Annotated in this window: 25 protein-coding genes and 1 pseudogene; 17 read left to right on the plus strand and 9 right to left on the minus strand. The window is 66.5% G+C overall.

What is annotated here, in order from left to right:
- The first annotated feature begins 26 nt into the window (after window positions 1-26).
- Window positions 27-743, plus strand: coding sequence for a dihydrofolate reductase family protein (locus tag Q7V45_RS15045; protein ID WP_304853543.1), 717 nt, complete (start codon window positions 27-29; stop codon window positions 741-743).
- On the opposite strand, the gene Q7V45_RS15050 is transcribed toward Q7V45_RS15045, so the two are convergent.
- Together Q7V45_RS15050 and Q7V45_RS15055 are read right to left on the minus strand one after the other, a co-directional pair.
- Window positions 744-1,220 carry a PaaI family thioesterase gene (locus tag Q7V45_RS15050; RefSeq protein WP_304853545.1) on the minus strand — a complete coding sequence of 159 codons (477 nt, stop codon included), beginning with the start codon at window positions 1,218-1,220 and terminating at the stop codon, window positions 744-746.
- A gap of 29 nt (window positions 1,221-1,249) precedes the next feature.
- Entirely contained in the window at window positions 1,250-2,182 is a 933-nt protein-coding gene (locus Q7V45_RS15055) for an IclR family transcriptional regulator (protein WP_304853547.1), read from the minus strand.
- A 249-nt stretch (window positions 2,183-2,431) separates the two neighbouring features.
- Here Q7V45_RS15055 and Q7V45_RS15060 point away from each other — a divergent pair, with 249 nt between their 5' ends.
- The 3 genes from Q7V45_RS15060 to dxs are packed head-to-tail and all read left to right on the plus strand — an operon-like array spanning window position 2,432 to window position 5,593.
- Entirely contained in the window at window positions 2,432-2,716 is a 285-nt protein-coding gene (locus Q7V45_RS15060) for an exodeoxyribonuclease VII small subunit (protein WP_370692605.1), read from the plus strand.
- An 11-nt stretch (window positions 2,717-2,727) separates the two neighbouring features.
- Window positions 2,728-3,636 (plus strand): polyprenyl synthetase family protein, encoded by a 909-nt coding sequence (locus tag Q7V45_RS15065; RefSeq protein WP_304853552.1) that lies wholly within the window; start codon window positions 2,728-2,730, stop codon window positions 3,634-3,636.
- Between the two features lie 40 nt (window positions 3,637-3,676).
- Window positions 3,677-5,593, plus strand: a complete 1,917-nt coding sequence (dxs, locus tag Q7V45_RS15070) for a 1-deoxy-D-xylulose-5-phosphate synthase (RefSeq protein WP_304853554.1) — start codon at window positions 3,677-3,679, stop codon at window positions 5,591-5,593.
- Between the two features lie 137 nt (window positions 5,594-5,730).
- On the opposite strand, the gene Q7V45_RS15075 is transcribed toward dxs, so the two are convergent.
- From Q7V45_RS15075 to Q7V45_RS15090, 4 genes are all read right to left on the minus strand, one after another.
- Window positions 5,731-6,447, minus strand: a complete 717-nt coding sequence (locus tag Q7V45_RS15075; protein WP_304853557.1) for an alpha/beta fold hydrolase — start codon at window positions 6,445-6,447, stop codon at window positions 5,731-5,733.
- Between the two features lie 230 nt (window positions 6,448-6,677).
- The gene (locus Q7V45_RS15080; protein ID WP_304853560.1) at window positions 6,678-8,084 is read right to left on the minus strand and encodes an amidase family protein; all 1,407 of its coding nucleotides are present in this window, start codon (window positions 8,082-8,084) and stop codon (window positions 6,678-6,680) included.
- 222 nt (window positions 8,085-8,306) lie between these two features.
- Window positions 8,307-8,969 (minus strand): peroxiredoxin, encoded by a 663-nt coding sequence (locus tag Q7V45_RS15085; protein WP_304853563.1) that lies wholly within the window; start codon window positions 8,967-8,969, stop codon window positions 8,307-8,309.
- 51 nt (window positions 8,970-9,020) lie between these two features.
- The gene (locus tag Q7V45_RS15090; RefSeq protein WP_304853566.1) at window positions 9,021-9,764 is read right to left on the minus strand and encodes an SDR family NAD(P)-dependent oxidoreductase; all 744 of its coding nucleotides are present in this window, start codon (window positions 9,762-9,764) and stop codon (window positions 9,021-9,023) included.
- A 47-nt stretch (window positions 9,765-9,811) separates the two neighbouring features.
- Between Q7V45_RS15090 and Q7V45_RS15095 the strand changes: the two genes are divergently transcribed.
- Window positions 9,812-10,558 carry a TlyA family RNA methyltransferase gene (locus Q7V45_RS15095; protein WP_304853600.1) on the plus strand — a complete coding sequence of 249 codons (747 nt, stop codon included), beginning with the start codon at window positions 9,812-9,814 and terminating at the stop codon, window positions 10,556-10,558.
- On the opposite strand, the gene Q7V45_RS15100 is transcribed toward Q7V45_RS15095, so the two are convergent.
- Window positions 10,533-11,495, minus strand: a complete 963-nt coding sequence (locus Q7V45_RS15100; RefSeq protein ID WP_304853569.1) for a class I SAM-dependent methyltransferase — start codon at window positions 11,493-11,495, stop codon at window positions 10,533-10,535. The two genes, Q7V45_RS15095 and Q7V45_RS15100, sit on opposite strands and share 26 nt — an antisense overlap.
- Window positions 11,492-12,544, minus strand: coding sequence for an alcohol dehydrogenase (locus Q7V45_RS15105; RefSeq protein ID WP_304853572.1), 1,053 nt, complete (start codon window positions 12,542-12,544; stop codon window positions 11,492-11,494). The genes Q7V45_RS15100 and Q7V45_RS15105 overlap by 4 nt, the downstream gene beginning before the upstream one ends.
- 203 nt (window positions 12,545-12,747) lie before the next feature.
- Between Q7V45_RS15105 and Q7V45_RS15110 the strand changes: the two genes are divergently transcribed.
- The 10 genes and pseudogenes from Q7V45_RS15110 to Q7V45_RS15155 all read left to right on the plus strand — a co-directional run bounded on the left by Q7V45_RS15110 (window position 12,748) and on the right by Q7V45_RS15155 (window position 24,425).
- Complete coding sequence (locus tag Q7V45_RS15110; protein WP_304853575.1) at window positions 12,748-13,971, plus strand: amino acid ABC transporter substrate-binding protein; 1,224 nt, start codon at window positions 12,748-12,750, stop codon at window positions 13,969-13,971.
- A gap of 6 nt (window positions 13,972-13,977) precedes the next feature.
- On the plus strand, window positions 13,978-14,829 hold the full coding sequence (locus tag Q7V45_RS15115; protein ID WP_304853580.1) for a branched-chain amino acid ABC transporter permease: 852 nt from the start codon (window positions 13,978-13,980) through the stop codon (window positions 14,827-14,829).
- Window positions 14,826-16,574 carry a branched-chain amino acid ABC transporter ATP-binding protein/permease gene (locus Q7V45_RS15120; protein ID WP_304853582.1) on the plus strand — a complete coding sequence of 583 codons (1,749 nt, stop codon included), beginning with the start codon at window positions 14,826-14,828 and terminating at the stop codon, window positions 16,572-16,574. Before Q7V45_RS15115 ends, Q7V45_RS15120 begins: the two co-directional genes overlap by 4 nt.
- Window positions 16,564-17,271, plus strand: a complete 708-nt coding sequence (locus tag Q7V45_RS15125; RefSeq protein ID WP_304853585.1) for an ABC transporter ATP-binding protein — start codon at window positions 16,564-16,566, stop codon at window positions 17,269-17,271. Before Q7V45_RS15120 ends, Q7V45_RS15125 begins: the two co-directional genes overlap by 11 nt.
- Before the next feature lie 9 nt (window positions 17,272-17,280).
- The gene (locus tag Q7V45_RS15130; RefSeq protein ID WP_304853587.1) at window positions 17,281-18,063 is read left to right on the plus strand and encodes an FCD domain-containing protein; all 783 of its coding nucleotides are present in this window, start codon (window positions 17,281-17,283) and stop codon (window positions 18,061-18,063) included.
- A gap of 10 nt (window positions 18,064-18,073) precedes the next feature.
- Window positions 18,074-19,303, plus strand: a complete 1,230-nt coding sequence (locus tag Q7V45_RS15135) for a VOC family protein (RefSeq protein ID WP_304853590.1) — start codon at window positions 18,074-18,076, stop codon at window positions 19,301-19,303.
- A 36-nt stretch (window positions 19,304-19,339) separates the two neighbouring features.
- The gene (locus tag Q7V45_RS15140; RefSeq protein ID WP_304853592.1) at window positions 19,340-20,305 is read left to right on the plus strand and encodes a tripartite tricarboxylate transporter substrate binding protein; all 966 of its coding nucleotides are present in this window, start codon (window positions 19,340-19,342) and stop codon (window positions 20,303-20,305) included.
- A gap of 36 nt (window positions 20,306-20,341) precedes the next feature.
- Window positions 20,342-22,678, plus strand: coding sequence for a xanthine dehydrogenase family protein molybdopterin-binding subunit (locus Q7V45_RS15145; RefSeq protein ID WP_304853593.1), 2,337 nt, complete (start codon window positions 20,342-20,344; stop codon window positions 22,676-22,678).
- A gap of 4 nt (window positions 22,679-22,682) precedes the next feature.
- Window positions 22,683-23,540 (plus strand): annotated as a pseudogene (locus Q7V45_RS15150) (hypothetical protein).
- A 15-nt stretch (window positions 23,541-23,555) separates the two neighbouring features.
- Window positions 23,556-24,425: a fumarylacetoacetate hydrolase family protein gene (locus tag Q7V45_RS15155; RefSeq protein WP_304853594.1), complete on the plus strand. Its 870-nt coding sequence runs from the start codon at window positions 23,556-23,558 to the stop codon at window positions 24,423-24,425.
- Window positions 24,426-24,430: 5 nt separating this feature from the next.
- On the opposite strand, the gene Q7V45_RS15160 is transcribed toward Q7V45_RS15155, so the two are convergent.
- A complete protein-coding gene (locus Q7V45_RS15160; RefSeq protein WP_304853595.1) occupies window positions 24,431-25,378 on the minus strand; it encodes a hypothetical protein in 948 nt (315 codons plus the stop codon).
- Between the two features lie 63 nt (window positions 25,379-25,441).
- Here Q7V45_RS15160 and Q7V45_RS15165 point away from each other — a divergent pair, with 63 nt between their 5' ends.
- Together Q7V45_RS15165 and Q7V45_RS15170 are read left to right on the plus strand one after the other, a co-directional pair.
- On the plus strand, window positions 25,442-25,774 hold the full coding sequence (locus Q7V45_RS15165; RefSeq protein WP_304853596.1) for a carboxymuconolactone decarboxylase family protein: 333 nt from the start codon (window positions 25,442-25,444) through the stop codon (window positions 25,772-25,774).
- Entirely contained in the window at window positions 25,771-26,700 is a 930-nt protein-coding gene (locus Q7V45_RS15170) for a fumarylacetoacetate hydrolase family protein (RefSeq protein ID WP_304853598.1), read from the plus strand. The genes Q7V45_RS15165 and Q7V45_RS15170 overlap by 4 nt, the downstream gene beginning before the upstream one ends.
- The last annotated feature ends 202 nt before the right edge of the window (window positions 26,701-26,902 follow it).

Genomic DNA, 26,902 nt, shown 5'->3' on the forward strand with positions numbered 1-26,902 from the left:
GCAGACCGCACTCTCGGAGACACTCGATGACGACGAACCGGCGTCCCTATGTCCTCTGCCACATGGTCTGCAGCGTCGACGGTCGCATCTGGGGCAGCCGCTGGCGGCCCAAGGTCAATGTCGTGCCCAACCTGTTCGAGCGGCTGCACGACGAGATGGGCGGCGGCTCGTGGTTGTGCGGGCGTGTGACGGCGCAGGAATTCGCCAAGGGCAAGGAGCCACACTATCCGCCGACCGACCGGGCGTTCCCGCGCGAGAACTGGTTTGCGCAGCGCGAGGCCCGGGCGTGGGGGATCTTCCTCGACGGGCACGGCAAGGCGGTGTGGGCGCGCCGCGACATCGGCGGCGATCCGATCCTCGTGATCCTGACGGAGGCCGTGCCGGACCGGCATCTGGCGGGCCTGCGGGCCGACGGCGTCTCCTACATCTTTGCCGGCAAGAGCGAGATCGACCTTGCGGCGGCGCTGGAGACGCTCAACCGCGAGCTGGGCATCGAGCGGATCATGCTGGAGGGCGGGGGCGGCGCGAACGGCGCCTTCCTGCGCGCCGGGCTGATCGACGAATTGAGCCTTGTGATCTGTCCCGTGATCGACGGCAGCACCGGTGGGCCCATCGTGTTCAACTCGGGCGACACCGACCTCGGGCCGGCGCCGATCGAGAGCATGACGCTGGTAAGCCACGACGTACTCGAAGGCGGCACGATGTGGCTGCGCTACAAGTTGCGGTCGACGGCGGCCGGATGATCAGTCCGCGGCCTTCCGGTCGAGGAACTCGAGCGTGCCGTCGCTGCGCTCGCCCTTGAGATAGCGGAAGGTGCCGGCGCCAGTGGCGAGCAACTCGTTCGCCTGGTTGTAGATCTCGGTCTCGGCGGCGAAGGTGCTCTGGCTGGTCGAGGGCCGCCACGCGCCCAGGATCGTGAGCACGTCGCCCTCGCGGCCGGCCTTGATGAACTGGGTGGTGAAGGCCAGCGTCACGGAAAGCCGCCGCGTCGTCGCCGTCTCGTTGAAGGTGCAGGCAAAGCCGCTCGCAGAGTCGAGCAGCGTCATCAGCACGCCGCCATGCAGCAGGCCGTTGGCGTTGCAGAGTTCGGCGCGCACGTCGAGACGCATCTCGACAAAGCCGGGACGCCACGCCACGACCTGATGGCCGATCACGCCATTGAAGCCGCGGAACACATAAGGAGCGACCGGCCGAGCGTCGGCCGGTCGTTGGATCGCCATGTCTGGAAAGCCTCGGAAGGAGGGCGCGCCTAGCGGCGCGCCATCGCCGACATCGGCGGCCGATGACCGTTGCCCATCATCGGACGCATCGCCGGCCCGGCCGAGGCCGAGATGGCCGGCTGGGCCGCCATGCCGGTGCGGATGTCGCGTGCGACCTTGACCAGGCGCGGACCCCAGTCGGCTTCGAGACGGTCGCGGCTGATCTGGTAGATCGGCGCCGAGGCGTTGACGGCATAGGCCGCCGTACCATCGGAATTGCGCAGGGGGGCGCCGACGCCGCAGAGCTCGGGCAGCCACTCGCCCCAGGTGACGCAGAAGCCGCGGTCGGCCAGTTCCTTGAACGAGCGCTCGAGACCGGTCTTGACCTTGGTCCAGTCGTCGCGCCAGCGGCGGCGGATCGCGTCGATCTGCTTGTTGCGGTCGACGTCCGGCAGCGTGAACAGGTAGGCGCGGCCCATCGCCGTGCTTGCCATCGGGACGCGCGTGCCGACATCGTGGGTGATCGCCACCACGGACGGGCCGCGGCAGGCTTCGAGGTAGATCATCGAGTGGCGGTCGCGGCCGCCCAGCGCGGTCGACGCGTTGAGGGCATGCGCGAGCTGCTCCAGCGGCTGACGCGAGGCGCGGCGGACGTCCATGCTCGAGATCGCGGCATAGCCCAGCGCCAGGACCGAGGCGCCCAGCTCGTACTTCCGGAAGCGGCGGATGTAGTTCAGGTAGCCCAGCTCGGTCAGCGTGTGGGTGAGGCGGGCGACGGTCGGCTTCGGCAGGCCGGTGCGATGGGCGATCTCCTGGTTGCCCAGCATGCCCTCGCCGGCGTGGAAGGCGCGCAGGATGTCGAGGCCGCGGGCGAGCGCGGTGACAAACTGCCGATCCTTGCTGCTCGATCCCTCTGCAAGGCCGTTTTCAAGCGAGCTCTGGAAAGCCGCGGTTCGCGTTACGAGATGACTGACGTTGCCCATCGGCGTTTGCTCCTTTTGGTAAATGGCCGTTTATTTCTTTGCGGAGCGGAACCTGCCATCGCCTCAGTTGGACCGCAATGCGCCAGAGCGGGTTTTGACCTGCGAACGTGCAAGGCGGCCATGTCACTAATGCGTGAATTGAGTATCATCAGTTGCACTCGCGCCATTCTGCTCTCTGATTCGGGAATTTTCGGTCTATTTTCGTGACGCGGGCGGCATTTTTCGACATGTTCGCCGCCGCCGGGTACCATGCAGACCAACCCCTTCGAGAGGCAGGAATTGGCCAAAGAACCCACACTTCCAAAGGACATTGCGGCGCTCTCCTTCGAGGATGCGCTCAAGGAACTGGAAGGCATTGTCCAGCAGCTGGAACGCGGCCAGGTGAAGCTGGACGAGGCGATTTCGGCCTATGAGCGCGGCGCCCTGCTGAAGCGCCACTGCGAGCAGCGGCTCTCCGAGGCGAAGATGAAGGTGGAGAAGATCGTCTTCTCCGCCGACGGTGCGGTCGCGACCCAGCCCGCCGATCTCGGCTGATCCTCACCCCCATGCCGTTGTCGTCGCACACCCGGTTTGGCGCTGCGCTTTCGTTTGCCGCCGAGTCGGTCGAACGCACCATGGAGCGCCTGCTGCCCAGCGGCGCCTCGGGCGAAGCGCGCGTCTTCGAGGCGATGCGCTATTCCAGCCTGGGCGGCGGCAAGAGGCTGCGGGGCTTCTTCGTGCTGGCCGGTGCCACCCTGTTCAAGGTCGGGACCTTGCCCGCCCTGCGCACCGCCAGCGCCATCGAATTCGTGCACGCCTATTCGCTGATCCACGACGACCTGCCGGCAATGGATGACGATGACCTGCGGCGCGGCAAGCCTTCCTGCCATCGACAGTTCGACGAGGCGACGGCCATCCTGGCGGGCGACGCGCTGCAGGCGCTGGCCTTCGAGGTGCTCGCACACGAGGACACGCATGGCGACCCGGCGGTCCGGGTGGCGCTGGTCGCGGAGCTGGCAAAGGCTGCCGGGGCCCGCGGAATGGTCGGCGGCCAGATGCTGGACCTGCTGGCCGAGGAGGAGGGCTCCGATCAGTCGATCGGCGCCATCACGCACCTGCAACGTTTGAAGACCGGCGCGTTGATCTCATTCTCGTGCGCCGCGGGCGCCATCCTCGGGAAGGCCAGCGACCACGCCCGGTCGGCGCTTTCGATGTATGCTCACGATCTCGGCCTCGCCTTCCAGATCGTCGACGACCTGCTCGACATCGAGGGCGATGCGGCCGAGCTCGGCAAGGCGACGGGTAAGGACGAAGCGGCCGGGAAAGCGACTTTCGTATCCATCCTGGGGATCGAGCGGGCGCGGGCACAGGCGGAGATTCTGGCGCGACAGGCTGCCGTGCATCTCGAGCCTTTCGGCGAGGCGGCGGATTTGTTGAGGCAAGCCACAGAATTCGTCGTGGCGCGTCGCAGCTGAAGTTGGGGCGCGGGGTGCCGTGCAGGAGTATGATAGTTCAATGACCAGGCAGAGTACGACGCCGCTCCTCGATACCGTCGACGTTCCCGCCGACATTCGGCGCCTGCGCGCCGACCAGCTGCGCCAGCTCGCCGACGAGCTGCGTCAGGAGACGATTTCGGCGGTTTCGGTCACCGGCGGCCATCTCGGCGCGGGATTGGGCGTGGTCGAGCTGACCGTGGCCCTGCACTACGTCTTCGACACGCCCAAGGACCGGTTGATCTGGGACGTCGGCCACCAGGCCTATCCGCACAAGATCGTCACGGGGCGCCGCAGCCGGATTCGCACCCTGCGCCAGGAGGGCGGTCTTTCCGGTTTCACGCGGCGGTCCGAAAGCGAGTACGACCCGTTCGGCGCAGCCCACTCCTCGACCTCGATCTCGGCGGGGCTGGGTATGGCGGTGGCGCGCGACCTCGCCGGCGGCTCGAACAACGTGGTCGCCGTGATCGGCGACGGCGCGCTCAGCGCCGGCATGGCCTACGAGGCGATGAACAATGCGGGCGCCCTGCGCTCGCGGCTGATCGTGGTGCTGAACGACAACGACATGTCGATCGCGCCGCCGGTCGGTGCCCTCTCGGGTCACCTCTCGCGCCTCCTGTCCGGCCGGCCTTACGTCACCCTGCGCAATCTCGGCCGCACCTTCGCCGAGAGCTTGCCCAAGCCGCTGGAACTCGCGGCCAAGCGGGCCGAGGAATTCGCCCGCGGCTTCGTCGCCGGCGGCACGCTGTTCGACGAGCTGGGTTTCTACTATGTCGGCCCGGTCGACGGTCACGATCTCGACCATCTGCTGCCTGTCCTGAAGAACGCCCGCGACAGCGATCTCGACAAGCCGATCCTGGTCCACGTCGTCACCAAGAAGGGCAAGGGCTATCCCCCAGCCGAGGCGAGTGCGGACAAGTACCACGGCGTCGTGAAGTTCGACGTCATCACCGGCAAGCAGTCCAAGCCGATCGCCAACGCGCCGCAATACACGGCGGTGTTCGGCAAGGCGCTGATCGCCGAAGCGGAAGCCGACAAGAAGATCGTGGCGATCACCGCGGCGATGCCGTCGGGCACCGGCCTCGAAAAGTTCGCCGAACGTTTTCCCGAGCGCACCTTCGATGTGGCGATCGCCGAGCAGCACGGCGTCACCTTCGCCGCCGGCCTGGCGACCGAGGGCTTCAAGCCCTTCGCGGCGATTTACTCGACCTTCCTGCAGCGCGCCTTCGACCAGGTCGTGCATGACGTCGCCCTCCAGAAGCTGCCGGTGCGCTTCGCCATCGATCGCGCCGGGCTGGTCGGGGCTGACGGTGCCACCCATGCAGGCTCGTTCGACGTCGCCTATCTCGGTTGCCTGCCGGACTTCGTGATCATGGCCGCCGGCGATGAGCTCGAGCTGATGCACATGGTGGCGACGGCGGCCCAGATCGACGACAGACCCTCCGCCTTCCGCTATCCGCGCGGCGAGGGTGTCGGCGTCGAGCTGCCGGCCAGGGGGACGCCGCTGGAGATCGGCAAGGGCCGGATCGTGCGCGAGGGCACCAAGATCGCGATCCTGAATTTCGGCGCGCGCCTGCAGGAGTGCCTGGTGGCGGCGGAAGATCTCGGCGCCAAGGGACTGAGTACCACGGTGGCCGATGCGCGCTTTGCCAAGCCGCTCGACACCGACCTGATCCGCCGCCTCGCGCGCGAGCACGAGGTGCTGATCACGATCGAGGAAGGCTCGGTCGGCGGCTTCGCGAGCTTCGTGCTGCAGTATCTCGCGACGTCGGGCCTGCTGGATGGCGGCCTCAAGGTGCGGCCGATGGTCCTGCCCGACCGCTTCATCGATCACGCCTCGCCGGCCCGGCAATACGAATGGGCCGGCCTCAACGCGCCGCAGATCGTGGCAACCGCGCTTGCCGCCCTGGGACAATCCTCGGAGCGCGCGCGCGGGTGAAGAGCGCGATCGTTTTGCGTCCGCCGGTTTTGCGCTCGCGACCGACACAGTAGTCCACTGCACATGCCGAGGGGGTGGGGTCCGCCAGCCGAGGCGACATGGAATGCGAAGCCGAAGCTTTGAGATGCAGCCGGTCGTCAGCTGGCCACCCCGCGTACGCTTCCTGGCGGTGACATCAGCTCGTGAACGAGTGAACGCAGGATGGCGTTCATCTTGCCGGGCTGCTCCAGGGGAACATAATGTCCGCAGTCCGGCACGACGACCAACCGCCCGTCTTTCGCCGAGTTCGCTTGTGCTTGGGTCGTGAGTAGGCCCGGGGCCACATCATGCTCGCCGGAAACGCAGACGATTGGGCAGCGAAGCGTAGGCACCAGCATTTCGCGCCCTGGACGCGTATGAAAGGCAGTCACTCCCCTTGCGATCCTGCGCGCGTCGATGGCGGTAGCAAGGCGCATCGCATGTACGAGAAGTTCTGGAGAGGAGGATGTCGAGAAGAGGGGCGCCCAATATATGTTCCATGCAGCTTCCATCCCTTGGCCCGACAGTGTCGAAAGAGCGGTGGCATGCAGAGATGGGTCCGGCTTGTGGCCAGCTTTCGTGCCGATCAGCACGAGCGCCGCGATGCGTTCCGGTGCCAGCGCTGCCATTTCCAGCGCACAGGAGCCACCAATCGAATTGCCTACGACGATCAGCCGGTCGCTTCGGACCCCCTGAAGGACCGCTGTAGCCCATTCCGGCAGTGTGTTCCCGAGATCGTAAAGCGTCGGCGCATGGCTCGTGACCGGCAATAAGTCCCTTTGCCGATCCCACATGGAGCCGTCGAATGGAAGTGCGTGGAGCAAAACCAGATCCATGATTCCTTGGGTTCCGTTCGAGGTGAATTTATCCGGCCGGGGCACGTGGGGGAGGCATCGCCTTTGGCGAGTAGGACCGGAGAAAAATCTGTCCTTCCCGCGTGTCGAATTGGCCCGCGCGAGACGGTGCCTCGCCGGCCCGGCAATACGAGTGGGCCGGCCTCAACGCGCCGCAGATCGTGGCGACCGCGCTGGCCGCGCTCGGGCCAACAGACCGAGCGCGCACGCGGCTAACCGCGCGGATCGATGGGCGTGAGACGGGGGGCGTGGGCCTCGACAATCTCCGCGGCATCGAGGCAGAGATCCTCGCGGAAGCGGGCCGCGATCACCTGCACCCCGACCGGCGTGCCACCGGCAAGGCCCGTCGGCACCGATACCGAGGGATAGCCCAGCACGGGCGTTGCGAGCAGGCAGTGCTGCGCCGCCATCATGCGATCGACCACCGGCTGGTCCTGCAGGTCGAGCCCGTCGGGGAAGGGCAGGACGTGCGACACCGGCACGACCGCGACCGCATACTTCGCGAAGAACAGCGACCAGGCCCGCATGAGGGCGAGGCGGGGACCGAAGGCGTCGAGCAGACCGCCGGCATCGACCTCCGGCACGTAGCGCAGATGGCCCTCGACGTTGCGCCGGGCCGCGGCGTCGCCCAGCGCCTGCACAGTGGCGACGAAGCCCCGCCGCTCGTCGTTGACGACCATGCGATGCCAGAGCTCTGCCGCTTCGCCCAGCTGCGGCGGTGCGATCTCGTCGACTTCGTAGCCCGCAGCTTCGAGCGCCTTGCCGGCGGCGACGATCGCCGCGCGCACCTCCGGCACCACGTCGTCGAACGGGGCGGGCGCGATGGCGGCGCGCAGCGGACGCGATGGCGCGGGCCCGATGAGCGGCGCCGGCACCCAGTTGGGATCGCGCGCATCGCCCATCGCCATGGCGGCTAAGGCGAGGCGCAGGTCCGCGACGCTGCGCGCCAGCGGTCCCTGAACGGACATGAGCTGCGCCGTGATCGGCCGTTCGGCGGTCGAAGAGGGGTTGAAGGCCGGCACGCGGCCAGGCGTCGGCCGCAGGCCGGCCACGCCGCAGGCATAGGCCGGGTAGCGGATCGACCCGCCATAATCGTTGCCATGCGCGATGGCGCCCATGCCGGCCGCCAGGGCAGCCGCCGCGCCGCCGCTCGATCCGCCGGGCGTCAGGCCCTTGCCCCACGGGTTACGCGTCGCGCCGTGTAGTTCGTTGTCGGTGAACCAGCGGTGAGAGAAGGCAGGTGTGTTGGTGCGCCCGACGATGACCGCGCCCGCCGTGCGCAGGTTGGCGACGACCGGGCTGTCTTCGGTCGCCACCAGGTCGCGAAAGGCTACGACGCCGTTGGTGGTGGCGCGGCCCTTGGTGTCGACATTGACCTTCACCGTCACCGGTACGCCATGCAGCGGGCCGCAGGCGGCGCCGCGGCGGCGGGCGGCATCGGCCTCGCGCGCGGCCTGCAGGGCCTCATCGGCCATGACGTCGACGACGGCATTGACCTGCGGATTGACGGCCTCGATGCGACCCAGCACGGAGCGCGTCGCGCCCTCGCTCGATACCGCGCCCCGTGCGATCGCCTGCGCCAGGTCGACCGCCGACCAGCGCCAGAGTTCGTTGGTCATACCCGTGTCACCTGCAGCTCAAGTAAGCGTAGGAGTGCGACAATAGGAGGAGATGACTTTAGCTTCGACACCCAAGTCTTTCACCTCCGCCGGCGCTTCCAAGAAAGTGAAAGGTCCCTCACTCCGTTCGGGATGACAATTTGTTGGAATCTGCGCAGTGCGCCGAACAAACAAACGGTGTCATCCCGAACGGAGTGAGGGACCTTTACGTCATTTGCGATCTCAGTCTTTGGGCTGCGGAACGATGCGCAGGTAGGGCTTCGGCGCCTTCCAGCCGTTCGGGTACTTGGCCTTGGCGGCCTCGTCCGACACGGCGGGGACGATGATCACGTCCTCGCCCTTCTTCCAGTTCACCGGCGTCGCCACCTGGTGCCGGGCGGTGAGCTGGCAGGATTCGAGGAGCCGCAGCACCTCGTCGAAGTTGCGGCCGCTGCTCATCGGGTAGGTGAGCATCGCCTTGATCTTCTTGTCGGGGCCGATGATGAACACCGAACGCACCGTGGCATTGTCGGCGGCGGTGCGGCCATCGGACGTCGTGCCCGCGCCTTCGGGCAGCATGTCATAGGCGGTCGCGACCTTGAGTTCGGGATCGCCGATCATCGGGAAGGTGACGGCGTGGCCCTGCGTCTCTTCGATGTCCTTGGCCCACTTGGAGTGGTTGGTGACGGGATCGACCGAGAGGCCGACGATCTTGGTGTTGAGCTTGTCGAACTGCGGCTTGAGACCGGCCATGTAACCCAGCTCGGTGGTGCAGACCGGCGTGAAGTCCTTGGGATGCGAGAACAGGATCGCCCAGCTGTCGCCGATCCACTTGTGGAACTCGATCGGACCCTGGGTCGTTTCGGCCTTGAAGTCCGGGGCAGTCGAATTGATGCGAAGCGTCATGGTTGAAGTCCTCCGTTTCGGGCCGCACCTCAACCTTTCCGCCCAGCGAGGTCAAGCCTTGGAAGGAATCCAGCTCGCGAGGCCCAATCCACCATCAACTTCTACTGTCGTACCCACCACATAGCGGCCAAATCTTTCCGAGAGAATCGCGACGGCGACCTGTGCGATGTCGTCGGGCGTGCCGGCGCGGCCGAGCGGGATTTGCGCGACCAGCTCCGCGAGATTGTCCGCCACGAAGCCGCCGCCCGGAATCGCGCCCGGCGCGATCGCGTTCACGCGGATGCCGTCGGGCGCGAGCACGCGCGCGAGTTCCTTCATGACCATGGTCATGCCGGCCTTCGAGGCGCTGTAGTGGGCCAGGTTGCGCGGCGTCTCGCGGTGCTGCGAGGTGACCAGGATCATGCGGCCCTTGATCTTGTTGTCGCGCATGTGACGACCGACTTCGCGGGCGAGGAAGAAGCCGGAGCGCAGGTTGATGTCGGTCATCAGATCCCATGTCTCCTCGCTGACCGACAGCGGCGTGTCGACCTCGAGACGGCGTGGGCTCGCCGCATGGACGAACAGGGAGATCGAACCGAGCTTCTTCACGGCCCCGTCGAGCAGGCCCTTCCAGCCGTCGCGCTTCGACAGGTCGGCGGCAAGGAAATCGATGCCGTCCTCGGCGGGCGGGGCAGCGATGTCGCTGCCGAGCACGGTCGCGCCCTCGGCCTTGAGTGCCCTGGCGATGCCGCGGCCGATGCCGCCGGCGCAGCCGGTGATCAGGGCGCGCTCGCCCTCCAGAAGTTTCATGCTCATGAGGGGCATGCTAGCAGGTCGTCCGAAGGGAGACAGTATTGGCGAAGATGCGGCTGGATGTGGCGCTGGTCGAGCGGGGGCTCGTGGAGACGCGCGCGGCGGCGCAGCGGCTGGTAATGGCCGGACTCGTCTTTTCGAACGACCGGCGGCTGGAGAAGGCGGGGCAGCCCGTCGCCGACGACATGCCGATCGAGGTGCGCGGTCAGCTCCATCCCTATGTCTCGCGCGGCGGGCTGAAGCTCGAGAAGGCGCTGGATCATTTCGCGATCCCGGTGACGGGTCGCACTGCGCTCGACGTCGGCTCCTCGACCGGCGGTTTCACCGACTGCCTCCTGCAGCGCGGTGCTGCGAAGGTCTACGCCGTCGATGTCGGGACCAACCAGCTTGCCTGGAAACTGCGCACCGACCCGCGCGTCGTGTCGATGGAGAAGACCAACATCCGCGACGTCACGCGGGCGGAGATTCCGGGCCCGATCGACCTCGTCGTCTGTGACGCCTCGTTCGTCGGCCTGCGGCTCGTCCTGCCGGCCGCTCTCGCTCTCGCCGCGCCGGGCGCGCATCTCGCGGCGCTGATCAAGCCGCAGTTCGAGGTCGGCAAGGGCCGTGTCGGCAAGGGCGGTATCGTGCGCGAACCGGAACTGCATGCCGAAGTCGTCGAGACGATTTCATCGTGGCTGGCCGAGCAACCCGGCTGGCACGTCCTCGGCGTGACGGAGAGCCCGATCACCGGCGCGGAAGGAAACAGGGAGTTCCTGATCGCCGCCGTTCTCAACGGCGCGCCAGCGTCACCCTGAACTTGTTGTTGTCGGCCAGCGTCTCGAACGATGCGAAGTTCGCCTTCAGGAGCGGCTCGTAGGGTAGGCCGCGATTGGCCACCATGTAGAAGCGGCCGCCGGGTTTGAGGGCGCGGGCGGCGACGGCGATGAAGCCCTGGCCGAGCGCCGGCTCCGCGGCGCGCCCGGCATGGAACGGCGGATTGCAGACGATGGCGTCGTAGGCCGCGGGCGCCGGCTCGTTGATCAGGTCGAGCCAATGGAATGTCGCCCGCGGATCGGGGACGTTCGCCCGGGCGGCTTCGACGGCGCGGTGCTCGGCGTCGATGCCGTCGATCTTTGTGATCGCAGGGCAGGTGGCGAGCACGTGCCGCGTCAGGAATCCCCAGCCACATCCGAAATCGGCGACATGGCCCGAGAGGTCGTGCGGAAGATGGGTCGCCAGGAGGGCGGACCCGTCGTCGACATGATCCCACGAGAAGACGCCCGGTTGGCTCAGCCACGAGCCGTCGCCGACCGGCTGCAGGGTCGTGAGCTTCTGCCAGTAGTCGGGCGGTGTGGGCTCGCCCTTCGTGAACCAGAAGACGCGGCTGTGGTACTTCGAGAGCGTGTCGACGCCGCTGAAGGCCTTGCCGACATGCTTCTCGAGGCTCGCCGCCCCGTCATCGTTGGCGCCGGCACAGACCAGCGTGCCGCCGGCTGCGAGCAGCACCCAGCCGCGCGCGATGTTGGCGAAGTTCTCTTCCTTGTGCTTGGTCAGCAGCACGAGGCCGAGTTCGTGCCCGCCGCTCTCCAGCCGCGGCACGGCCTGCTTCAGGCGCAGATAGGCCGGCCGGAACGACTGCTCCGCGTCGATCTCCGCGAAGGGCGGATCCTCGGCGCGCAGGAAGAACGCCCGCCTGGCGGCGAGCGCTCCGGTGTCGAAGGCGTGGGCGAGGGCGCGTGTCGCCTGGCTCACGGAACGAGGACGGCCCGCCCCATGATCAGGCCCTTGCGCAGTTCCTGCAGCGTCGTGTCGGCCTCGTCGAGCGTGCGCTTGACGACCGGCACCGGCGTCACCTTGCCGGCGGTGACGAGGTCCATCATTTCCTTCATCTCGCCCGGGCTGCCCGTGACGGAGCCCACGATCTGGCAGCCGGTGAAGGCGAACATCGGCATCGGCAGCGAGAAGGTGCCGCCGAACAGGCCGACGACGACCAGGCGGCCGCCGCGGGCCAGCGCCTTGACGCCGAACTGTGCGGTGCTCTCGGCGCCCACGAAGTCGATGGCCGCGCCCACGCCGGTGCCGCCGGTGAGTTCGAAGACCTTCTTGCGGGCATCCTTGTCGCGCGGATCGATGGCGGCGACCGCCCCGTTGTCGAGGGCGAGCTTGCGCTTGTTCTCGTCGATGTCTGCAACGATCGGCGCATGGCCCAGCACCGATTGGGCGAACTTCACGCCCATCAGACCGACGCCGCCGGCACCGATCACCAGGATGGGCTTGCCTGCATCCTCGCCGACCGCCTTCTTGACCGCGCTGAAGGCGGTGATGCCGGAGCAGGCATAGAGGCAGGCCAGCTCGGTCGGGATGTCGCCGTAAGGATAGAGGTACTTCGCGTCGGGGACGAGGACATGGTCGGCATAACCGCCGTCCTTGTTGACGCCGAGCGCACGCGGCGTCGGGCAGAGATGCTCGCGGCCATTGGCGCAGTACCAGCAGGTGCCGCAGCCGATCCAGGGATAGACCACGGCCTTGTCGCCGACCCTGGCGCCCTTGGCATCGGGACCCAGCGCCACGACCTCGCCCACGATCTCGTGGCCCATGGTGCGCGGCGGGTTCATCGTCTTCTGCGTCGACACCTTGTTGCCGCCGCCCATGTCGAAGAAGCCTTCCCACAGGTGCACGTCGCTGTGGCAGACGCCGGCGGCCGTGACCTTGACCAGCACTTCGGCGCCCTGGGGCGCGGGATTGCTCTCTTCAACCTTCTGCAGGGGCTGGCCGAACTCGACGACCTTGTAGCTCTTCATTGGGACTTCTCCGTTGCGAACCCGGGCGGAGAATAAGCCGAAAGAAGCGCCGCGTCTGCGTTGCCCGTGAGGCCCCGAATGCCGCAGAACACCACAGTTCAAGATTGTCGAAAGTTTCGAAAATCTGGTTTACTTACGAGGATCGATCCGCCACGATCTATTCCAACGACGTTCAAATCAATAAACGTCGAAGGAGGAAACGGATGCGTGAGCGGGTGGGCTCATGGCGGCGTCGCCATGTCTTGGCAGGATTGTTGGGCTCGACGGCAATGCTGGCGGCGCCGGTGATCGGACGAGCAGCGCCTTCGGGCAAGCCGGTGCGCGTTGGCGGCACGCTCTCGCTGACGGGCTTCCTGGCGCAGACCGCTGTCATCCACAAGATCGCCTCGGAAATCATGGTCGAGGAGATCAACAGCCGCGACGGCTTCCTCGGGCGGCCGGTCGAGTACGTGTTGCTCGACGACCAATCCAAGCCGGACGTGGCGCGCAGCCTCTACGAGAAGCTGATCACGGTCGACAAGGTCGACCTGATCCAGGGCCCCTATGCGACGGCGCCGATCCTGGCGGCGATGGGCGTGGCCCAACGCTACGGCAAGGTCATCATCCAGAGCAGCATGGGCATCCCGAAGCTGCAGACCTACGACATGGCATTTCCGGCGACGCCGTTCGGACCGGAACCGGACAAGACCTATCCCAACGTGATCCTGGACGCGATGGCCAGCCTGCCGACGCCGCCCAGGAGCATGGTCATCCTGACCAGCAAGTTCCCCTCGGCCCAATTCATGGCGCAGGGCATGAAGGTGGAGGCGGAGAAGCGCGGCGTGAAGGTGCCACTCTATCTCGAATACGAGTCCGGGAACCGCGACTTCGGCGCCATTGCCGCGCGCGTGAAGGAGGCCAATGCCGACTTCCTGTGGGTCGGATCGCTGGGACTGGAGAGCAACCAGGTCCTCGAGGCGCTGCGCAAGCTCGACTACACGCCCAAGAGCAGCTTCCATCTCTATCCCGCGCCGGGGCCGCTGGCACTGTCGCCCGACGGCAATCTCGTCTGGTCGTCGACCTTCCTCGAGCCGGACGAGCCCTTCATGAGCCGGCCCGGTGTCGCCAGGATCGCCGCGGCCTACAAGGAGCGCGCGACCAAGGCCAACCTGCCGTATCCGCTGATCGATGCGCAGGCCGCCGGCATGGTCTCTGAGTGGCAGATCCTCGAGCAGGGTGTGAACGGCGCGAAGAGCCTCGAGGACAAGCAGATCGCCGCCTTCCTGAAGAAGAACGTGGTCAACACGATCTACGGGCCGATGAAGTTCGATGGCCTCTACAATCACGGCGCCCCGGCGCAGCTCATCCGGCAGGTGCAGAACAAGCAATGGAAGGTCGTCTGGCCGCGGGAGTTCGCCGCGCCCGGCGTGAAGCTGATCGGGCCGTAACGTCGGATGCCAAGTGCAACGCTTCTCGGCCAGGCGCTGATCTCGGGCGTGCTGGCCGGTGGGATGTATGGATTGCTGGCGCTGGGTCTCAGCCTGAGCTGGGGCCTGCTGCGGCTGGTCAATCTCAGCCATTTCGCGCTCGCCTTCCTCGCGGCCTACCTGACCTACGAGCTCGGTACGACCTATCACGTCGCCCCGTGGTGGTCGGTGATGGTCATCGTGCCGGCCATGTTCGCGATCGGCCTGGCGCAGCACTGGGTGTTCGTGCGTTTCAAGGTGAACGAGCTGGGCTCGCTGCTGATCACCTTCAGCTTCGCCGTCATGCTCGAAGTCGGCATCCAGCTCTACTGGACGGCGGACTACCGCCGCTTCGAGACGCACTACGCGACCTGGTCGATCAAGGCCGGGCCGTTCTACATTCCCGTGCTGGAGCTGATCCTGTGCCTGGTGGCGGGCGTGCTGGCCTGGGGCACGTGGCTGTGGCTGCGCAAGACCTATGTCGGCAAGGCCTTGCGGGCCAGCGCGGAGGATGCCGACATCGCGGCCGCCTACGGCGTCGATCACCGCAAGCTCGCCTATCTGCTCTCGGGCATCGGGGCGGCCTATGCCGGCGTCGCCGGCACCTTCATCGCCCTGATCGCGACCCTGGCGCCGGCCCAGATCTGGGCTTGGCTGGGTGTCGTCTTCGCGGTGGTGATCATCGGCCGGCTCGGCAATCCGCTGGGCGCCCTGTTCGCCGGCCTGCTGATCGGCGCCAGCGAGTCGATCGCCATGGCGGTCATCAGTCCCGCCTGGGCGCCGGTCGTCTCCTTCTCGGTGCTGATCGCCATCCTGCTGTGGGACCCGGAGTGGTCATGACCACGGGGCATACAATTCCCAAGGTCGCGGCGGTCCTCGGCATTGCTGTCTTCGCGATCCTGCCGACCGCGGGCTTGCCGGCCTTCTACGATTCGTTCTTCTATCTCGTCTTCTTCTGGATCTCGCTGTCGACGAGCTGGGCGCTGCTCTCGGGGTTCGCGGGCTATTTCAGCCTGGGGCATGCTGCCTTCTTCGGTGTCGGCATGTACACGACCGCGACGCTGACGACCAAGGCGGACGTGCCGTTCCTCCTGACGGTGCCGATCGCGGCGGCAATGGCGGCCCTGCTGGGCGTCGGCATCGGCGCGGTCGTGTTCCGCATGAAGCGGCTGCGCGGCGAGCTGTTCGCGCTGCTGACGCTCGCGGTCACCTTCGTGATCGCCACGATCATCCTCAACACGCCGATCGACGGCGGCGCCGGCGTTTTCATGAGCGCCGTGCCGATGCCGAATCTGATGCCGACCCAGACCGGCACGATCTACGTGCTGGGCTTCGCGATGTGCGTGCTCACGCTCGGCATCGCGTGGTGGGTCGCCCATTCGCGGCTCGGCCTCGGCCTGTTCGCCATCCACGACGACGAGGATGTGGCCGAAGCCAAGGGCGTGCCGACCTTCCGCTACAAACTGGTCGCCTTCGCGCTGTCGGCGGGCATTGCGGGTGCCGTGGGCGGCATCCATGCGATGTATGTCGGCTTCCTCACGGTCGCCGGCACCTTCGAACTCACCGTGCCGCTTTACGTCGTGCTGATGAGCGTGCTGGGCGGCTCGCGCAACTGGTTCGGCCCGGCCGTCGGGGCGACGATCATCACGACCCTTCTCTACGCCTTCATCAGCGGCGGAGAGGCAATGGTGGGGCGCGCGATCGTTGCCCTGATCCTGATCCTGGCCATCCTCTGGCTGCCGGACGGCATCGTGCCGGCGCTCAAGGCGTGGCTGAAGCCGCGGCGGCCCGTCCAAGAGAAACCACATGCTGCCGTGGTGCCGGTCGTACCGGTCACGCCGCCCCGGATCGGCACGCGCAACCTCCTCGAGGCGAGGGGAGCGGCCAAGCGGTTCGGCGGCCTGCAGGCGCTGGCAGGAGTAGACCTCGACGTGCGCGAGGGGGAAATCCTCGGGCTGGTCGGGCCAAACGGTTCCGGCAAGACCACCCTGATCAACGTCATCTCGGGCTTCTATCCGCTCAGCGGCGGCACGATCACGGTGGACGGCGCGGAGATCGGCCACCTGCCGGCGCACGAGATCGCCTGCCGCGGCGTGGCGCGGACCTACCAGATCCCGCGACCGTTCGCGAACATGAGCGTGTTCGACAACGTGGCGATGGCCGCCACCTTCGGCGGGCCGCCGCGCACCGCCACCGAGATCAGGGACGAAGCACTGCACTGGATCGGCTTCACCGGGCTCGCCGGCAAGGAAGAGGCGCTGCCGGCCGCGCTGAACCTGCACGAGCGCAAGTTCCTGGAACTGGCCCGCGCGCTGGCGGCCAAGCCCAAGCTGCTGCTGCTCGACGAGGTCCTGTCTGGGCTCAATCCGGCCGAGGTCGACAATGCCATCCGGCTTGTGCGGGCCATCCGCGCGCAGGGCGCCACCATCGTGTTCGTCGAGCATCTCATGCGGGCCGTGGTCGAGCTTTCCGACCGGGTGGCCGTCCTGAACGAAGGCAAGCTCTTCGCGCTGGGTGCCCCGCGCGAAGTCATGCGCGATCCGCGCGTCGTCAGCATCTATCTCGGCAAGGCCTATGCTGCTTGAAGTCCGCAACCTCCATGTCGGCTACGGCGACGCACCCGCGGAGTGGGACGTCTCGCTCGACGTCGATGCCGGCGAGATCGTGTCGGTGATCGGACCCAACGGCGCGGGCAAGACGACCTTGATCAACGCCATCGCCGGCATGCTGCGCTGCCGGCAGGGCGAGTTGCGTTTCGATGGGACCGACATGAAGCGCGTGCGCCCGCACGGCTATTGCAGCCACGGCATCGCCCTCGTGCCCGAGGGGCGGCGGCTGTTCACCAAGATGACGGTCGAGGAGAATCTCGAACTGGGCTGCTATCTGCCGGGGCCACGGGCGGCGCGGGCGCAGTCGCTGGAACGCGTCTACGACCTGTTCCCGATCCTGCGCCAGAAGCGGTCCCAGCCGGCCGGCGAACTGTCGGGCGGGCAGCAGCAGATGGTGGCGATCGGCCGGGCCCTCATGGCGCAGCCCCGGATCGTCCTGTTCGACGAGCCGTCACTCGGCCTCGCGCCGACCATCGTCGACGACATGTTCGACATCATCGTCCGCGTGCGCGACGAGGGGGCCGCCGTGCTGCTGGTCGAGCAGAACGTGCTGAAGGCGCTGGGCGTCGCCGACCGCGCCTATGTGCTGGAGCAGGGGCGCATCGTGGCCACCGGCCTGCCGGACGAGCTATTGAAGCAGCCGCACATCCGCGAAGCCTATCTGGGAGTTTGAGGAGCCTTCATGGCCAAAGTTCTGCCCGCCGCTCCGTTCGAGGGCGCCAACGAGAACCTGGCGGCGACCACCGCGCCGCAGGATGTCAGCCGCGAGGACGCCGCCACCTTCGACGTCCTGCGCAAGATGCGCGAGGATATCCTGTGCTGCGTCCTGAAGCCCGACCAGAAGCTGAAATTCGGCGAGCTGCGCCAGCGCTATGACACCAGCGTCGGAACCCTGCGCGAGGCACTGTCGCATCTCGTGTCGGAAGGCCTCGCTCGCACGGAATCGGGACGCGGGTTCCAGGTTTCGCCGATCTCGCTGGCCGACTTCCTCGATCTCTCCGAGTTGCGGGTCTATCTCGAGACCAAGACGCTGGCCGACGCGATCCGGCACGGCACCGATGCCTGGGAAGCCGAGATCGTCAGCTCGTACTTCCTGCTGAGCAAACTCGGGGCGCCCAAGCAGGACGATCCGCTGTCGGTGAAGCAGGAGTGGGGCAAACGCCACAAGCGCTATCACGACGCGCTGGTGGCGACCTGCCGTTCGCCCTGGTCGCTGCATTACCGGAGCGAGCTGTTCGACCAGGCCCGCCGGTACCACTGGCTGACCATGATCCACAGCCGGCTGCACCGCCGCAACGAGCATCTCGAGATTCGCGACGCCGTGCTGGCGCGCGACTCCGATCTCGCCTGCTCCCTGCTGGAGCAGCACATCCGTACCACCGTCGAGCAGGCGGTCGCCGACGTTCCCGGACTGATCCGCGGCAATGCCCGCGTGCTGAAGCCCGGCAAGCGTCGCAAGAGCTGAGGAGGGAACCATGGACACGATTCAGAAGCCAACCACCTACGACGTCGGCGGCGTGCGCTATCCGCGGCCGTTCAAGATCCGCCGGCTCGGCCATTTCGGCTTCAACGTCGCCGACATGGACAGGGGGCTCGATTTCTATGCCCGCCTGCTGGGCTTCCGCGTCACCGACACGCGCGACTTCTCCAAGGTGCCGGGACGCGAGGAGATGGCGAAGCGGCTGCAGGACCCGCGCATCGTCTTCATGAGCCACAATTCGGATCATCACGCCTTCCTGCTGGCGCACAAATCGCTGGGGGCTATCTTCGGCGACGACGCCGTCTCGCGCGACGTCACGGTCAACCAGATCACCTGGCAGGTCGGCACGATGGACGAGGTGTTCGCCGCGGCCGACTATTTCCGCGATCGGGACGTCGAGATCCGCCGGGTCGGCCGCGACATGCCGGGCAGCAACTGGCACACCTACATTCGCGATCCCGACGGGCACACGGTCGAGCTCTATTACGGCATGGAGCAGATCGGCTGGGACGGCCGGTCCAAGCCGGAGTCGATGTATTACCGCGCCTTCCGAGAAACGCCGGAGCTGCCGCAGATCTCCGAGGAGCAGGAGGTGCGCGACGCCATCGCCAAGGGCATCGATATCAATGCCGGCAACGTCATCCAGGATCGAACCGGCGAGGAATATGTCGTCGCCGGCACACGCCTGCCGCGGCCGTTCAAGGTCACCAATATCGGGCCGATGAGCCTGTTCGTGACGGACGTCGGCGCGTCGGAAGCCTTCTACACGCAGACGATGGGCTTCATTCGCACCGAGGTCGTGACCTGGAAGGGGCATCGCTGCGTCTTCCTGCGCAACGGCAGCGAGCACCATTCCCTGTCGCTGTTCCCCAAGGCGCTGCGCGGCGAGCTGGGGCTGAACCCCGAGACGAGTTGCGCCTCGATGGGCGTCGAGGTCGGCAGCTACCAGCAGCTTCGCGACGCGGTGAGCTTCCTGAAGAAGCAGGGCGTGCCCTTCACCGACGCCATCCCGCCGGAACTCTACCCCGGTGTCGACTACGCCGCGCACATTCTCGATCCGGCCGGACACTGCCTGATGTTGCATTACTACATGGAACGGATCGGCTGGGACGGCAAACCGCGCCCGGCCGAGCTGCGCCGCAAGGTCGGCAAGGACTGGCCCGAGGCGATCGAACCGATGTCCGACACCTACGCCGATCAGACGTTCATGGGACCGTTGGGATAACAGCGGCCCGAACAATGGAAACCAGGAGGAGGAAAAATGAGACGCAGGACTTTGCTGATGTCTGCCGCGGCGGCGGCGGTCGGCGCACCCGTGATTGCGCGTGCGCAGGCCTACCCGTCGCAGACCATTCGCCTGATGCACGGCTACGACGCCGGCTCCAACCCTGACACGATCGCCCGTCATCTCAGCGGGCCGCTGACCGAGATCCTCGGGCAGCAGATCGTCATCGAGCCGCGGCCCGGTGCGGCGGAGCGGCTGGCGGCCAGCCAGATCGCGCGCATGAAGCCCGATGGCTACACGCTCTACCTGATGACCGGCGGGCAGGCCGTCGTGTCGGCGACCGACCGGAGCCTCAGCTACGATCTTCTGAAGGATTTCGACTTCATCTCGATCGTGACACGTTTCCCCTTCGTGCTTTGCGTAGCGCCGGACTCGCGCTTCAAGACGGTGCAGGCCTACTTCGACGAAGCGAAGAAGGAGCCGGGCAAGATCACCTACGGGACATCGGGGGTCGGCTCGACGCTGCACATGGCGATGGAGCTCATCCTGGAGAAGACGGGGACCAAGATGGTCCACGTTCCGTACAAGGGCGGCATGGGAGCGCCGTACAACGACCTGGTCGGCGGCCGGCTCGACATGCATGTCGCGACTTTCTCGAGTGCGCAGCCGCTGATGAAGACCGACAAGATGCGCGCGCTCGCGGTCACCTCCAAGGAGCGGCATCCGGGCTTCAAGGATGTCCCGACGATCGCCGAAACTCTCGTGCCGGACTACGATGTCGTGTCCTGGCTGGGCTTCACCTCGCCAGCCGGCCTGCCACCCGCCATCCGGGATCGCCTCTACGAGGCGTTCAAGCAGGCGATGGCGCGGCCCGAGGTGAAGGCCAAGCTGGAAGAGCTGGGCAACGACACGCGCGTTACCAGTCCGGCCGAGTTCCGGGCACGCGTGGAGGCGGACATTGCGCGCTGGCGCCCGCTCGCCCACGTCGTCAGCCAGTCCTAGAGTCAGTCAGTTCGAGCGTTCGCGGGAGAGAGCTTCATGAGCAAGTATGGAATCGGCCAGCCGGTGTTGCGTTTCGAGGACCCGCGCCTGCTGCGCGGGCAGGGCCGCTTCGTCAATGATGTGAATCTCCCGGGCCAGGCCCACGCCGTATTCGTGCGCTCGCCGCACGCGCACGCGAAGATCCGGTCCATCGACACCAAGGCCGCGTCCGGGGCGCCGGGCGTGGCAGCGGTTCTCACCGGCCACGACGTGGTGGCCGACGGGCTCGGCATGCCCAAGGCCAACATGCCGAGGAAGCGGCCCGACGGTAAGCCGATGTTCGCGCCGCAGCGGCCGGCGCTGGTCGTCGATCGCGTGCGCTACGTCGGCGATCCGGTGGCGATGGTGATCGCCGATACGCTCGCCCAGGCCAAGGATGCGGCCGAGCTGGTCGAGATAGATTATGAGCCGATCCCGTCGGTGACGCTCACCGAAGACACGGTCAAGCCCGGCGCGCCGGCCGTATGGGACGATTGCCCGGACAACATCTCCAACTTCATCGAGCGCGGCAACAAGGCCGCGACCGAGGAGGCGATCAAGGGCGCCGCGAAGGTCATCAAGCGCCGCTACGTCATCACGCGCGTGCATGCCCAGTACATGGAGCCGCGCGGCACCCTGGGCGTCTACGACCCGGGCGAGGATCGCATGACGCTCTATGCGGACGTGCAGTATCCCCACCGCGTGCGCAACATGCTGGCGCAGAACGTGTTCAAGGTGCCCGAAAGCAAGATGCGGGTGATCACGGGCGATGTCGGCGGAGGCTTCGGCACCAAGGGCTGGCAGTATGTCGAGCACCGGCTGACCCTGTGGGCGGCCCGCAAGCTGCTGCGGCCGGTCAAATGGTGCTGCGAACGCTCGGAGGCGGTGATGGCCGACGAGCATGGCCGCGACAATGTCGGCGAGATCGAGCTGGCGCTCGACGCGGACAACAGGTTCGTGGCGTTGCGCCTCAACATGCTGGCCAATATCGGCGCCTATGTCGGCTCCGACCGCAACCTGCTGGCGCCCTTCGGCATGATCGGCACGGTGCTGGGCGTCTACCTGATCCCCAAGGCCTACATCAACGTGGTGGGCGTGCTCTCGAACACCAACCCGACGGCGCCCTATCGCGGCGCCGGGCGGCCGGAGGCGATCTACCTGATCGAGCGCCTGATCGACGATGCAGCGCGCGAGCTGGGCGTCGACCGGGTCGAGCTGCGGCGCAGGAACATGCTGTCCGAAGCGGCCTTGCCGTACCAGAGCCCGGTCGGGCCGTACTACGACTGCGGCGAGTTCGAGAAGAACATGGACATGGCGCTGAAGCTCGCCGACGTGGCAGGCTATGCGGCGCGCGCCGAGGAGTCGAAGAAGCGCGGCAAGCTGCGCGGGCTCGGCATTATCAACGCCATCGAGCAGGCGGCCGGCACGGCCCAACCCGAATATGCCGAGATCCGCTTCAATCCGGCGGGCACGGCGGCGCTGCTGATGGGCACCAAGGCCCAGGGGCAGGGCCACGAGACCATGTTCAAGCAGATCCTGAACGAGCGGCTGGGCATCGATCCCTATGACGTCCAGTTCATCGACGGCGACACCGACCGCGTGGCCTTCGGCATGGGCACCAACGGCTCGCGCTCGACGGTGCTGGGCGGCTCGGCGCTGTTCATGGCGGCCGAGAAGGTGATTGCGAAGGGCAAGCGGCTGGCCGGCCATCTTCTCGAGGCGGGCGAGCAGGACATCGAGTTTGCCGACGGCATCTTCAAGGTGGCGGGCACCGACAGGATGGTGACGCTGAAGGCGGTCGCGATGGCGGCGTTCAACCCCACCAAGTGGCCCAAGACCGGCTTCGAGGGCGGTCTCTACGAGAACGCCACCTATCTCGGCGAGAAGGACACCTATCCCAACGGCTGCCACATCTGCGAGGTCGAGGTCGATCCGGAGACCGGCGAAGTAAAGCTCGACCGCTACGCCGTGGTCGACGATGTCGGCACGGTGATGAACCCGATCGGCCTCAAGGGGCAGATCCATGGCGGCGTGGCCCAGGGTGTCGGCCAGATCCTGGGCGAGCAGGTGATCTGGGACCGCGAGAGCGGCCAGCTCCTGACCGCGAGCTTCCTCGACTACACGATGCCGCGGGCCGACATGATGTGCAGCATGGAGGTCAAATCCAACCCTGTGCCGACCAAGTACAATCCGCTGGGTGCCAAGGGCGCGGGCGAGGCGGGCACAGTGGGTGCGATGCCCGTGGTGATGAACGCGGTGATCGACGCGCTGGCGCCGCTCGGCGTCCGGGACATGGTCATGCCGGCCACGGCGGAGAATGTCTGGCGCGCCATCCAGGCGGCGAAGGAGGCCTAAGGCCATGGGACAGATCGTCGGCGCGGCCATCGTCTCGCACCATCCCGGCCTGGTCCAACCGAAGGAGATCAGGGTCCAGCGTGGAAACGGTCGCGACTCGGACCTTGTCGAGGGCTTCGAGCGCGTGCGGGCGAAGATCGACGAGGTGAAGCCCGATACCTTCGTGCTGTTCGACACGCACTGGCTCACCACCTCGCTGCACCTCGTGGCGGGCGCGGCGCACTACAAGGGCACCTACACGTCCGACGAGCTGCCGTTCTCGATGACGCGCTTTCCGTACGATCATGCTGGCGCGCCGGCGCTGGCCGCCGAGGTCGAGAAGGTGGCATAGGAGAAGAAGGTCGCGGCGCGCAACGTCGTCGAGGAGACGCTGCCGGTCCATTACCCGACGCTGAACGTGATCCACTATCTCGGGCGCGGCGAGAAGGTGCTGAGCGTCGGCACCTGCCAGACGGCCAGGTTGAAACACTTCCTGCAGATGGGCGAGGTCGTCGGCGAGGCGATCCGGCGCTCGGATGCGAGGGTCGTGCTGCTGGCCTCGGGCGCGATGAGCCACAAGTTCTACGATCTCGACCATGTGCCGCCCAATCCGAGGGTCTGGCATCCGGACAATGTGTCAGAGCCGGAGAACCGCGCGCTCGACATGGAGGTGCTTGCGCTCTGGAAGCAGGGGCGGCACGACAGCGTGCTCGACCGGTTCCCGGAGCTGGAGGCGGCCAAGTACGAAGGTCGCGGCGCGCACTACGCGCAGATGATGGGGGCGCTGGGCGGCAGGGATTGTCGTGCCCGCGGCACGCAGCTCTCGGAGTACGAGAACGCGGCCGGTACCGGCAATGTGCATGTCTGGTTCGATGTTCTGTGAGGGGAGTTGGCTGAGATGAGTGTTCTAGAGGGACCGCGCAGGGAAATCCGTCACGTCATGAAGGGCGGCAGCGCCTATTGGGTCGAGTTCAAGGACGGAAAAATCGTCTTCGCCGACGGCCGCACCGCCGACGAGAAGGATGTCGTGCACCTGCCGCCGTGCAATCCGACCAAGATCCTGTGCGTCCATGTGAACTACATCTCGCGCTACTATGAGTTCAACAACACCCACGTGCCGCCCAAGACGCCGACCTATTTCCAGAAGCCGCTGACCGCGCTCAACGCCCACAAAGGCGAGCTGGTGAAGCCCGAGGGCTACAAGTACGTGAACTACGAAGGCGAGATGGCGGTCGTCTTCTCGAAGGTCACCAAGAACGTGAGCCGCGAGGAGGCCTGGGACTGCATCGCAGGCTTCGCGCCGGCCAACGACTTCGGCTGCCACGACTTCCGCGACACCGACGCCGGCTCGATGCTGCGCGTGAAGGGCATGGACGGGTTCTGCCCGATCGGGCCGGGCCTGGTGTCGGGTGTGGACGTGCGACAGTCGACGCTGCGCAGCTACAAGAACGGCAAGATGGTCCAGGAGGGCGCGGTCAGCGAGCAGATCTTCGACTGCGGCTACCTGATAGCCGATCTCGCCCGCCACATTACCTTCCTGCCGGGCGACATCCTGCTGACCGGCACGCCGGCCAACTCCCGTCCGTTGGAGGTGGGCGACACGATCGACATCGAGGTGACGGGCGTCGGCCGCCTCTCGAACACTGTCGTCGAGACGCCGGCACCGCGTGCCTCCGAAGGCTTCCCGCCCAGCCCCGACAGCGAAGGCGTGCGCAAGGTGGCGCTCGGCAACGAGGAGCGCCTGCCGGACAAGTTCAAGACCAGGTAGCGACCCTAGGGGCTGGCGTGACCCAGGAAACGGTCCGGCGGCCGGTCGCCCCATTGCGACTGGAAGCCTTCCTCGGCGCTGACGAGATTGCCGCCATTGGCCGCCTTCAGGCGGTCGGTGTCGGCCCAGCGCTCGTGGACGCGGCCCCAGGGATCGCACCAGTAGTCGTAGACCTGGCTGCCCAGCAGGTGACGGCCGATGCCCCACATATGGTCGTACTTGCCCAGTCGCTTGATGTACTCGTGGTCCTGGAAGACGCAGTCGATGTCCTGGACCTCGTAGGAGACGTAGTTCAGGCCGGCCTTCGGATTGTGATTGCAGAAGAAGACATGGTGATCGACGTAAGCGTCACCGCGGTCGAGGCGATTGAACGAACCGATGATGTTGTCCTTTTCGCCGACATAGACGTCGTCGGAGCGGATCATGCCCAGCGTCTCGCGGAACCAGGCCACGGTCTCCGTGACCCTGGGCGACGAAAGCACGCCGTGCCCAATGCGCTGGATCGATGTGGGCGACTTGCCGAGCCGCATCACCCGTCCCACGCGGCGGCCGGGCTCGCGGGCGGTGTTATGCTCGTCACGGGGGACCTTGATCGGCTCGACGCGTTTCTGCCCGGCCACCACCTCGATCTGGTAGCCGTTGGGCTCGGTCAGGCGCACGCGCTTGCCGCCGCCCGGCTCGTCGAGGGTTTCGATACCCGAGGCGCCGGGCAACTGGGCGAGGCGCTTCAGGTCCTCCTCATCGGCGGCGTGGTAGGCGAAGCCGATGAACTTCGTGCCCCCCTTGTGCGTGACATGCAGGTGAGGGTGATCGTCGGTGCCGCGCATGTAGAGCGCCGTGGGCGTTCGCTCAGCGCGGACGAGGCCGAAATGGGTAAGGAACTCCTCCATCTGGTCGAGGTCGGGCGCCTCCATACGGGGCCAGGCAAATTCCGCAGCCTTGATGACGGCCATTGTTTCCTCCGCTCTTTGGAGGAACGCTAGCCTCGTCTTCCGATGCTGAAAAGGAGAGTTTCCATGTCCAGCCCGCCGGCTCCCAATCCGCGCGATGCACTCCGTTCCTTCGCGCCCAAGTTGATCGAGCTTACCGACGATGTCCTGTTCGGCGACGTGTGGGAGCGGCCCGGGCTGTCGAAGCGCGACCGCAGTCTCATCACGTGTGCAGCCCTGGTGGCGATGAACCGTACCGAACAGCAGACGGGACACTTTACCCGTGCCATCAACAATGGGGTTACCAAGGACGAGCTGATCGAGCTCATCACGCATCTCGCATTCTATTCCGGCTGGCCGACCGCGATGTCGGCCGCCAACGTCGCCAGGAAAGTGCTCGAAGAGGGAGAGAAGAAGTGAAGCTTTGCTATTTCAATGACTACCGCCTGGGCGTCATCAAGGGCGACCAGGTGGTCGACGTGACCGACGCCGTGAAGGACATCCCGCATCTCGATGCGCGGGATCTCATCGTCGGTCTGATCGCCCGGTGGGACGCCTACAAGGCCAAGGTCGAGAAGGCCGCCGCCGACGGCAAGGGCGTGCCCGTATCCGGCGTGAAGCTGCGTCCGCCGGTGCCGAAGCCCGGCAACATCGTCTGCATGGCGGTGAACTACATGGAAGACGGCACGCTGCCGGAGAAGCCCGCCATCAATGCCTTCCACAAGGCGGCGACCGCGGTGATCGGCGACGGCGACACGATGGTGCTGCCCGACGCGCCGGCCACGATCTTCGAGGGCGAGGCGGAGATGGCGCTGGTCATTGGCAAGCGTGCGACGCGCGTCGCGCCGGCCGACGCCTTCAAGCACATCTTCGGCTACACCTGCTTCATCGACGGCTCGGCCCGCGGCCTGCCGCCGCCGGGCAACGTCTTCTTCCAGATGAAGTCGCGCGACACCTTCGCGCCGATCGGTCCCTGCATCGTGACCGCCGACGAGATCGCCGATCCGCAGAATCTCGCCATCACGCTGACCAACAACGGCACGGTGATGCAGAAGTTCAACACCTCCGACATGGCGCACCACATCCCGCGCATCATCGAGTGGGTGAGTTCCATTCACACGCTGGAGCCCGGCGACATCGTCGCCACCGGCACCAACCATCGCGGTCTCCATTCCTTCATGGACGGCGACAGGATCGAGCTGACGGTCGAGAAGATCGGCACGCTGAAGTTCAACGTGAAGGACGAGCTCAAGCGAACCTGGGCCCGCACCACGCGCCTCGAGCACAAGGAGAAGGGGGGCGAAGGCCCGCACACGCCGCAACTCACGGGCAAGTACGCGAAGTAGCCAGGAGCGCCCCGGTCTGCCTCACAGTAGAGGCAGGCCGACCAGGCTATCGCATGTGGGTCAAAGGTCCCCCTGAATTCACAAACGAAGTGCAACACCAGCTTAGGGTGTTGCAATGGGCGAACAATACGACCAGCTCAGTCTTGAAGAGCGCGGCAAGGTTGCCGAGCTACACCAGGCCGGCCATTCGATCCGCCAAGTC

It is taken from the genome of Reyranella sp., assembly GCF_030651995.1.
GTDB lineage: Bacteria > Pseudomonadota > Alphaproteobacteria > Reyranellales > Reyranellaceae > Reyranella.

What these genes read in the sequence shown, in the direction of transcription:
- Q7V45_RS15155 (WP_304853594.1), top strand. Translation starts at nt 23,556, where the DNA reads ATGAGTGTTCTAGAGGGACCGCGCAGGGAAATCCGTCACGTCATGAAG.
- Q7V45_RS15115 (WP_304853580.1), top strand. Translation starts at nt 13,978, where the DNA reads ATGCCAAGTGCAACGCTTCTCGGCCAGGCGCTGATCTCGGGCGTGCTG.
- Q7V45_RS15065 (WP_304853552.1), top strand. Translation starts at nt 2,728, where the DNA reads ATGCCGTTGTCGTCGCACACCCGGTTTGGCGCTGCGCTTTCGTTTGCC.
- Q7V45_RS15050 (WP_304853545.1), bottom strand. Translation starts at nt 1,220, where the DNA reads ATGGCGATCCAACGACCGGCCGACGCTCGGCCGGTCGCTCCTTATGTG.
- Q7V45_RS15085 (WP_304853563.1), bottom strand. Translation starts at nt 8,969, where the DNA reads ATGACGCTTCGCATCAATTCGACTGCCCCGGACTTCAAGGCCGAAACG.
- Q7V45_RS15080 (WP_304853560.1), bottom strand. Translation starts at nt 8,084, where the DNA reads ATGACCAACGAACTCTGGCGCTGGTCGGCGGTCGACCTGGCGCAGGCG.
- Q7V45_RS15110 (WP_304853575.1), top strand. Translation starts at nt 12,748, where the DNA reads ATGCGTGAGCGGGTGGGCTCATGGCGGCGTCGCCATGTCTTGGCAGGA.
- Q7V45_RS15140 (WP_304853592.1), top strand. Translation starts at nt 19,340, where the DNA reads ATGAGACGCAGGACTTTGCTGATGTCTGCCGCGGCGGCGGCGGTCGGC.
- Q7V45_RS15120 (WP_304853582.1), top strand. Translation starts at nt 14,826, where the DNA reads ATGACCACGGGGCATACAATTCCCAAGGTCGCGGCGGTCCTCGGCATT.
- Q7V45_RS15160 (WP_304853595.1), bottom strand. Translation starts at nt 25,378, where the DNA reads ATGGCCGTCATCAAGGCTGCGGAATTTGCCTGGCCCCGTATGGAGGCG.
- Q7V45_RS15165 (WP_304853596.1), top strand. Translation starts at nt 25,442, where the DNA reads ATGTCCAGCCCGCCGGCTCCCAATCCGCGCGATGCACTCCGTTCCTTC.
- Q7V45_RS15045 (WP_304853543.1), top strand. Translation starts at nt 27, where the DNA reads ATGACGACGAACCGGCGTCCCTATGTCCTCTGCCACATGGTCTGCAGC.
- Q7V45_RS15130 (WP_304853587.1), top strand. Translation starts at nt 17,281, where the DNA reads ATGGCCAAAGTTCTGCCCGCCGCTCCGTTCGAGGGCGCCAACGAGAAC.
- Q7V45_RS15095 (WP_304853600.1), top strand. Translation starts at nt 9,812, where the DNA reads ATGCGGCTGGATGTGGCGCTGGTCGAGCGGGGGCTCGTGGAGACGCGC.
- Q7V45_RS15060 (WP_370692605.1), top strand. Translation starts at nt 2,432, where the DNA reads ATGCAGACCAACCCCTTCGAGAGGCAGGAATTGGCCAAAGAACCCACA.
- Q7V45_RS15125 (WP_304853585.1), top strand. Translation starts at nt 16,564, where the DNA reads ATGCTGCTTGAAGTCCGCAACCTCCATGTCGGCTACGGCGACGCACCC.
- Q7V45_RS15075 (WP_304853557.1), bottom strand. Translation starts at nt 6,447, where the DNA reads ATGGATCTGGTTTTGCTCCACGCACTTCCATTCGACGGCTCCATGTGG.
- Q7V45_RS15090 (WP_304853566.1), bottom strand. Translation starts at nt 9,764, where the DNA reads ATGAGCATGAAACTTCTGGAGGGCGAGCGCGCCCTGATCACCGGCTGC.
- dxs (WP_304853554.1), top strand. Translation starts at nt 3,677, where the DNA reads ATGACCAGGCAGAGTACGACGCCGCTCCTCGATACCGTCGACGTTCCC.
- Q7V45_RS15135 (WP_304853590.1), top strand. Translation starts at nt 18,074, where the DNA reads ATGGACACGATTCAGAAGCCAACCACCTACGACGTCGGCGGCGTGCGC.
- Q7V45_RS15145 (WP_304853593.1), top strand. Translation starts at nt 20,342, where the DNA reads ATGAGCAAGTATGGAATCGGCCAGCCGGTGTTGCGTTTCGAGGACCCG.
- Q7V45_RS15105 (WP_304853572.1), bottom strand. Translation starts at nt 12,544, where the DNA reads ATGAAGAGCTACAAGGTCGTCGAGTTCGGCCAGCCCCTGCAGAAGGTT.
- Q7V45_RS15055 (WP_304853547.1), bottom strand. Translation starts at nt 2,182, where the DNA reads ATGGGCAACGTCAGTCATCTCGTAACGCGAACCGCGGCTTTCCAGAGC.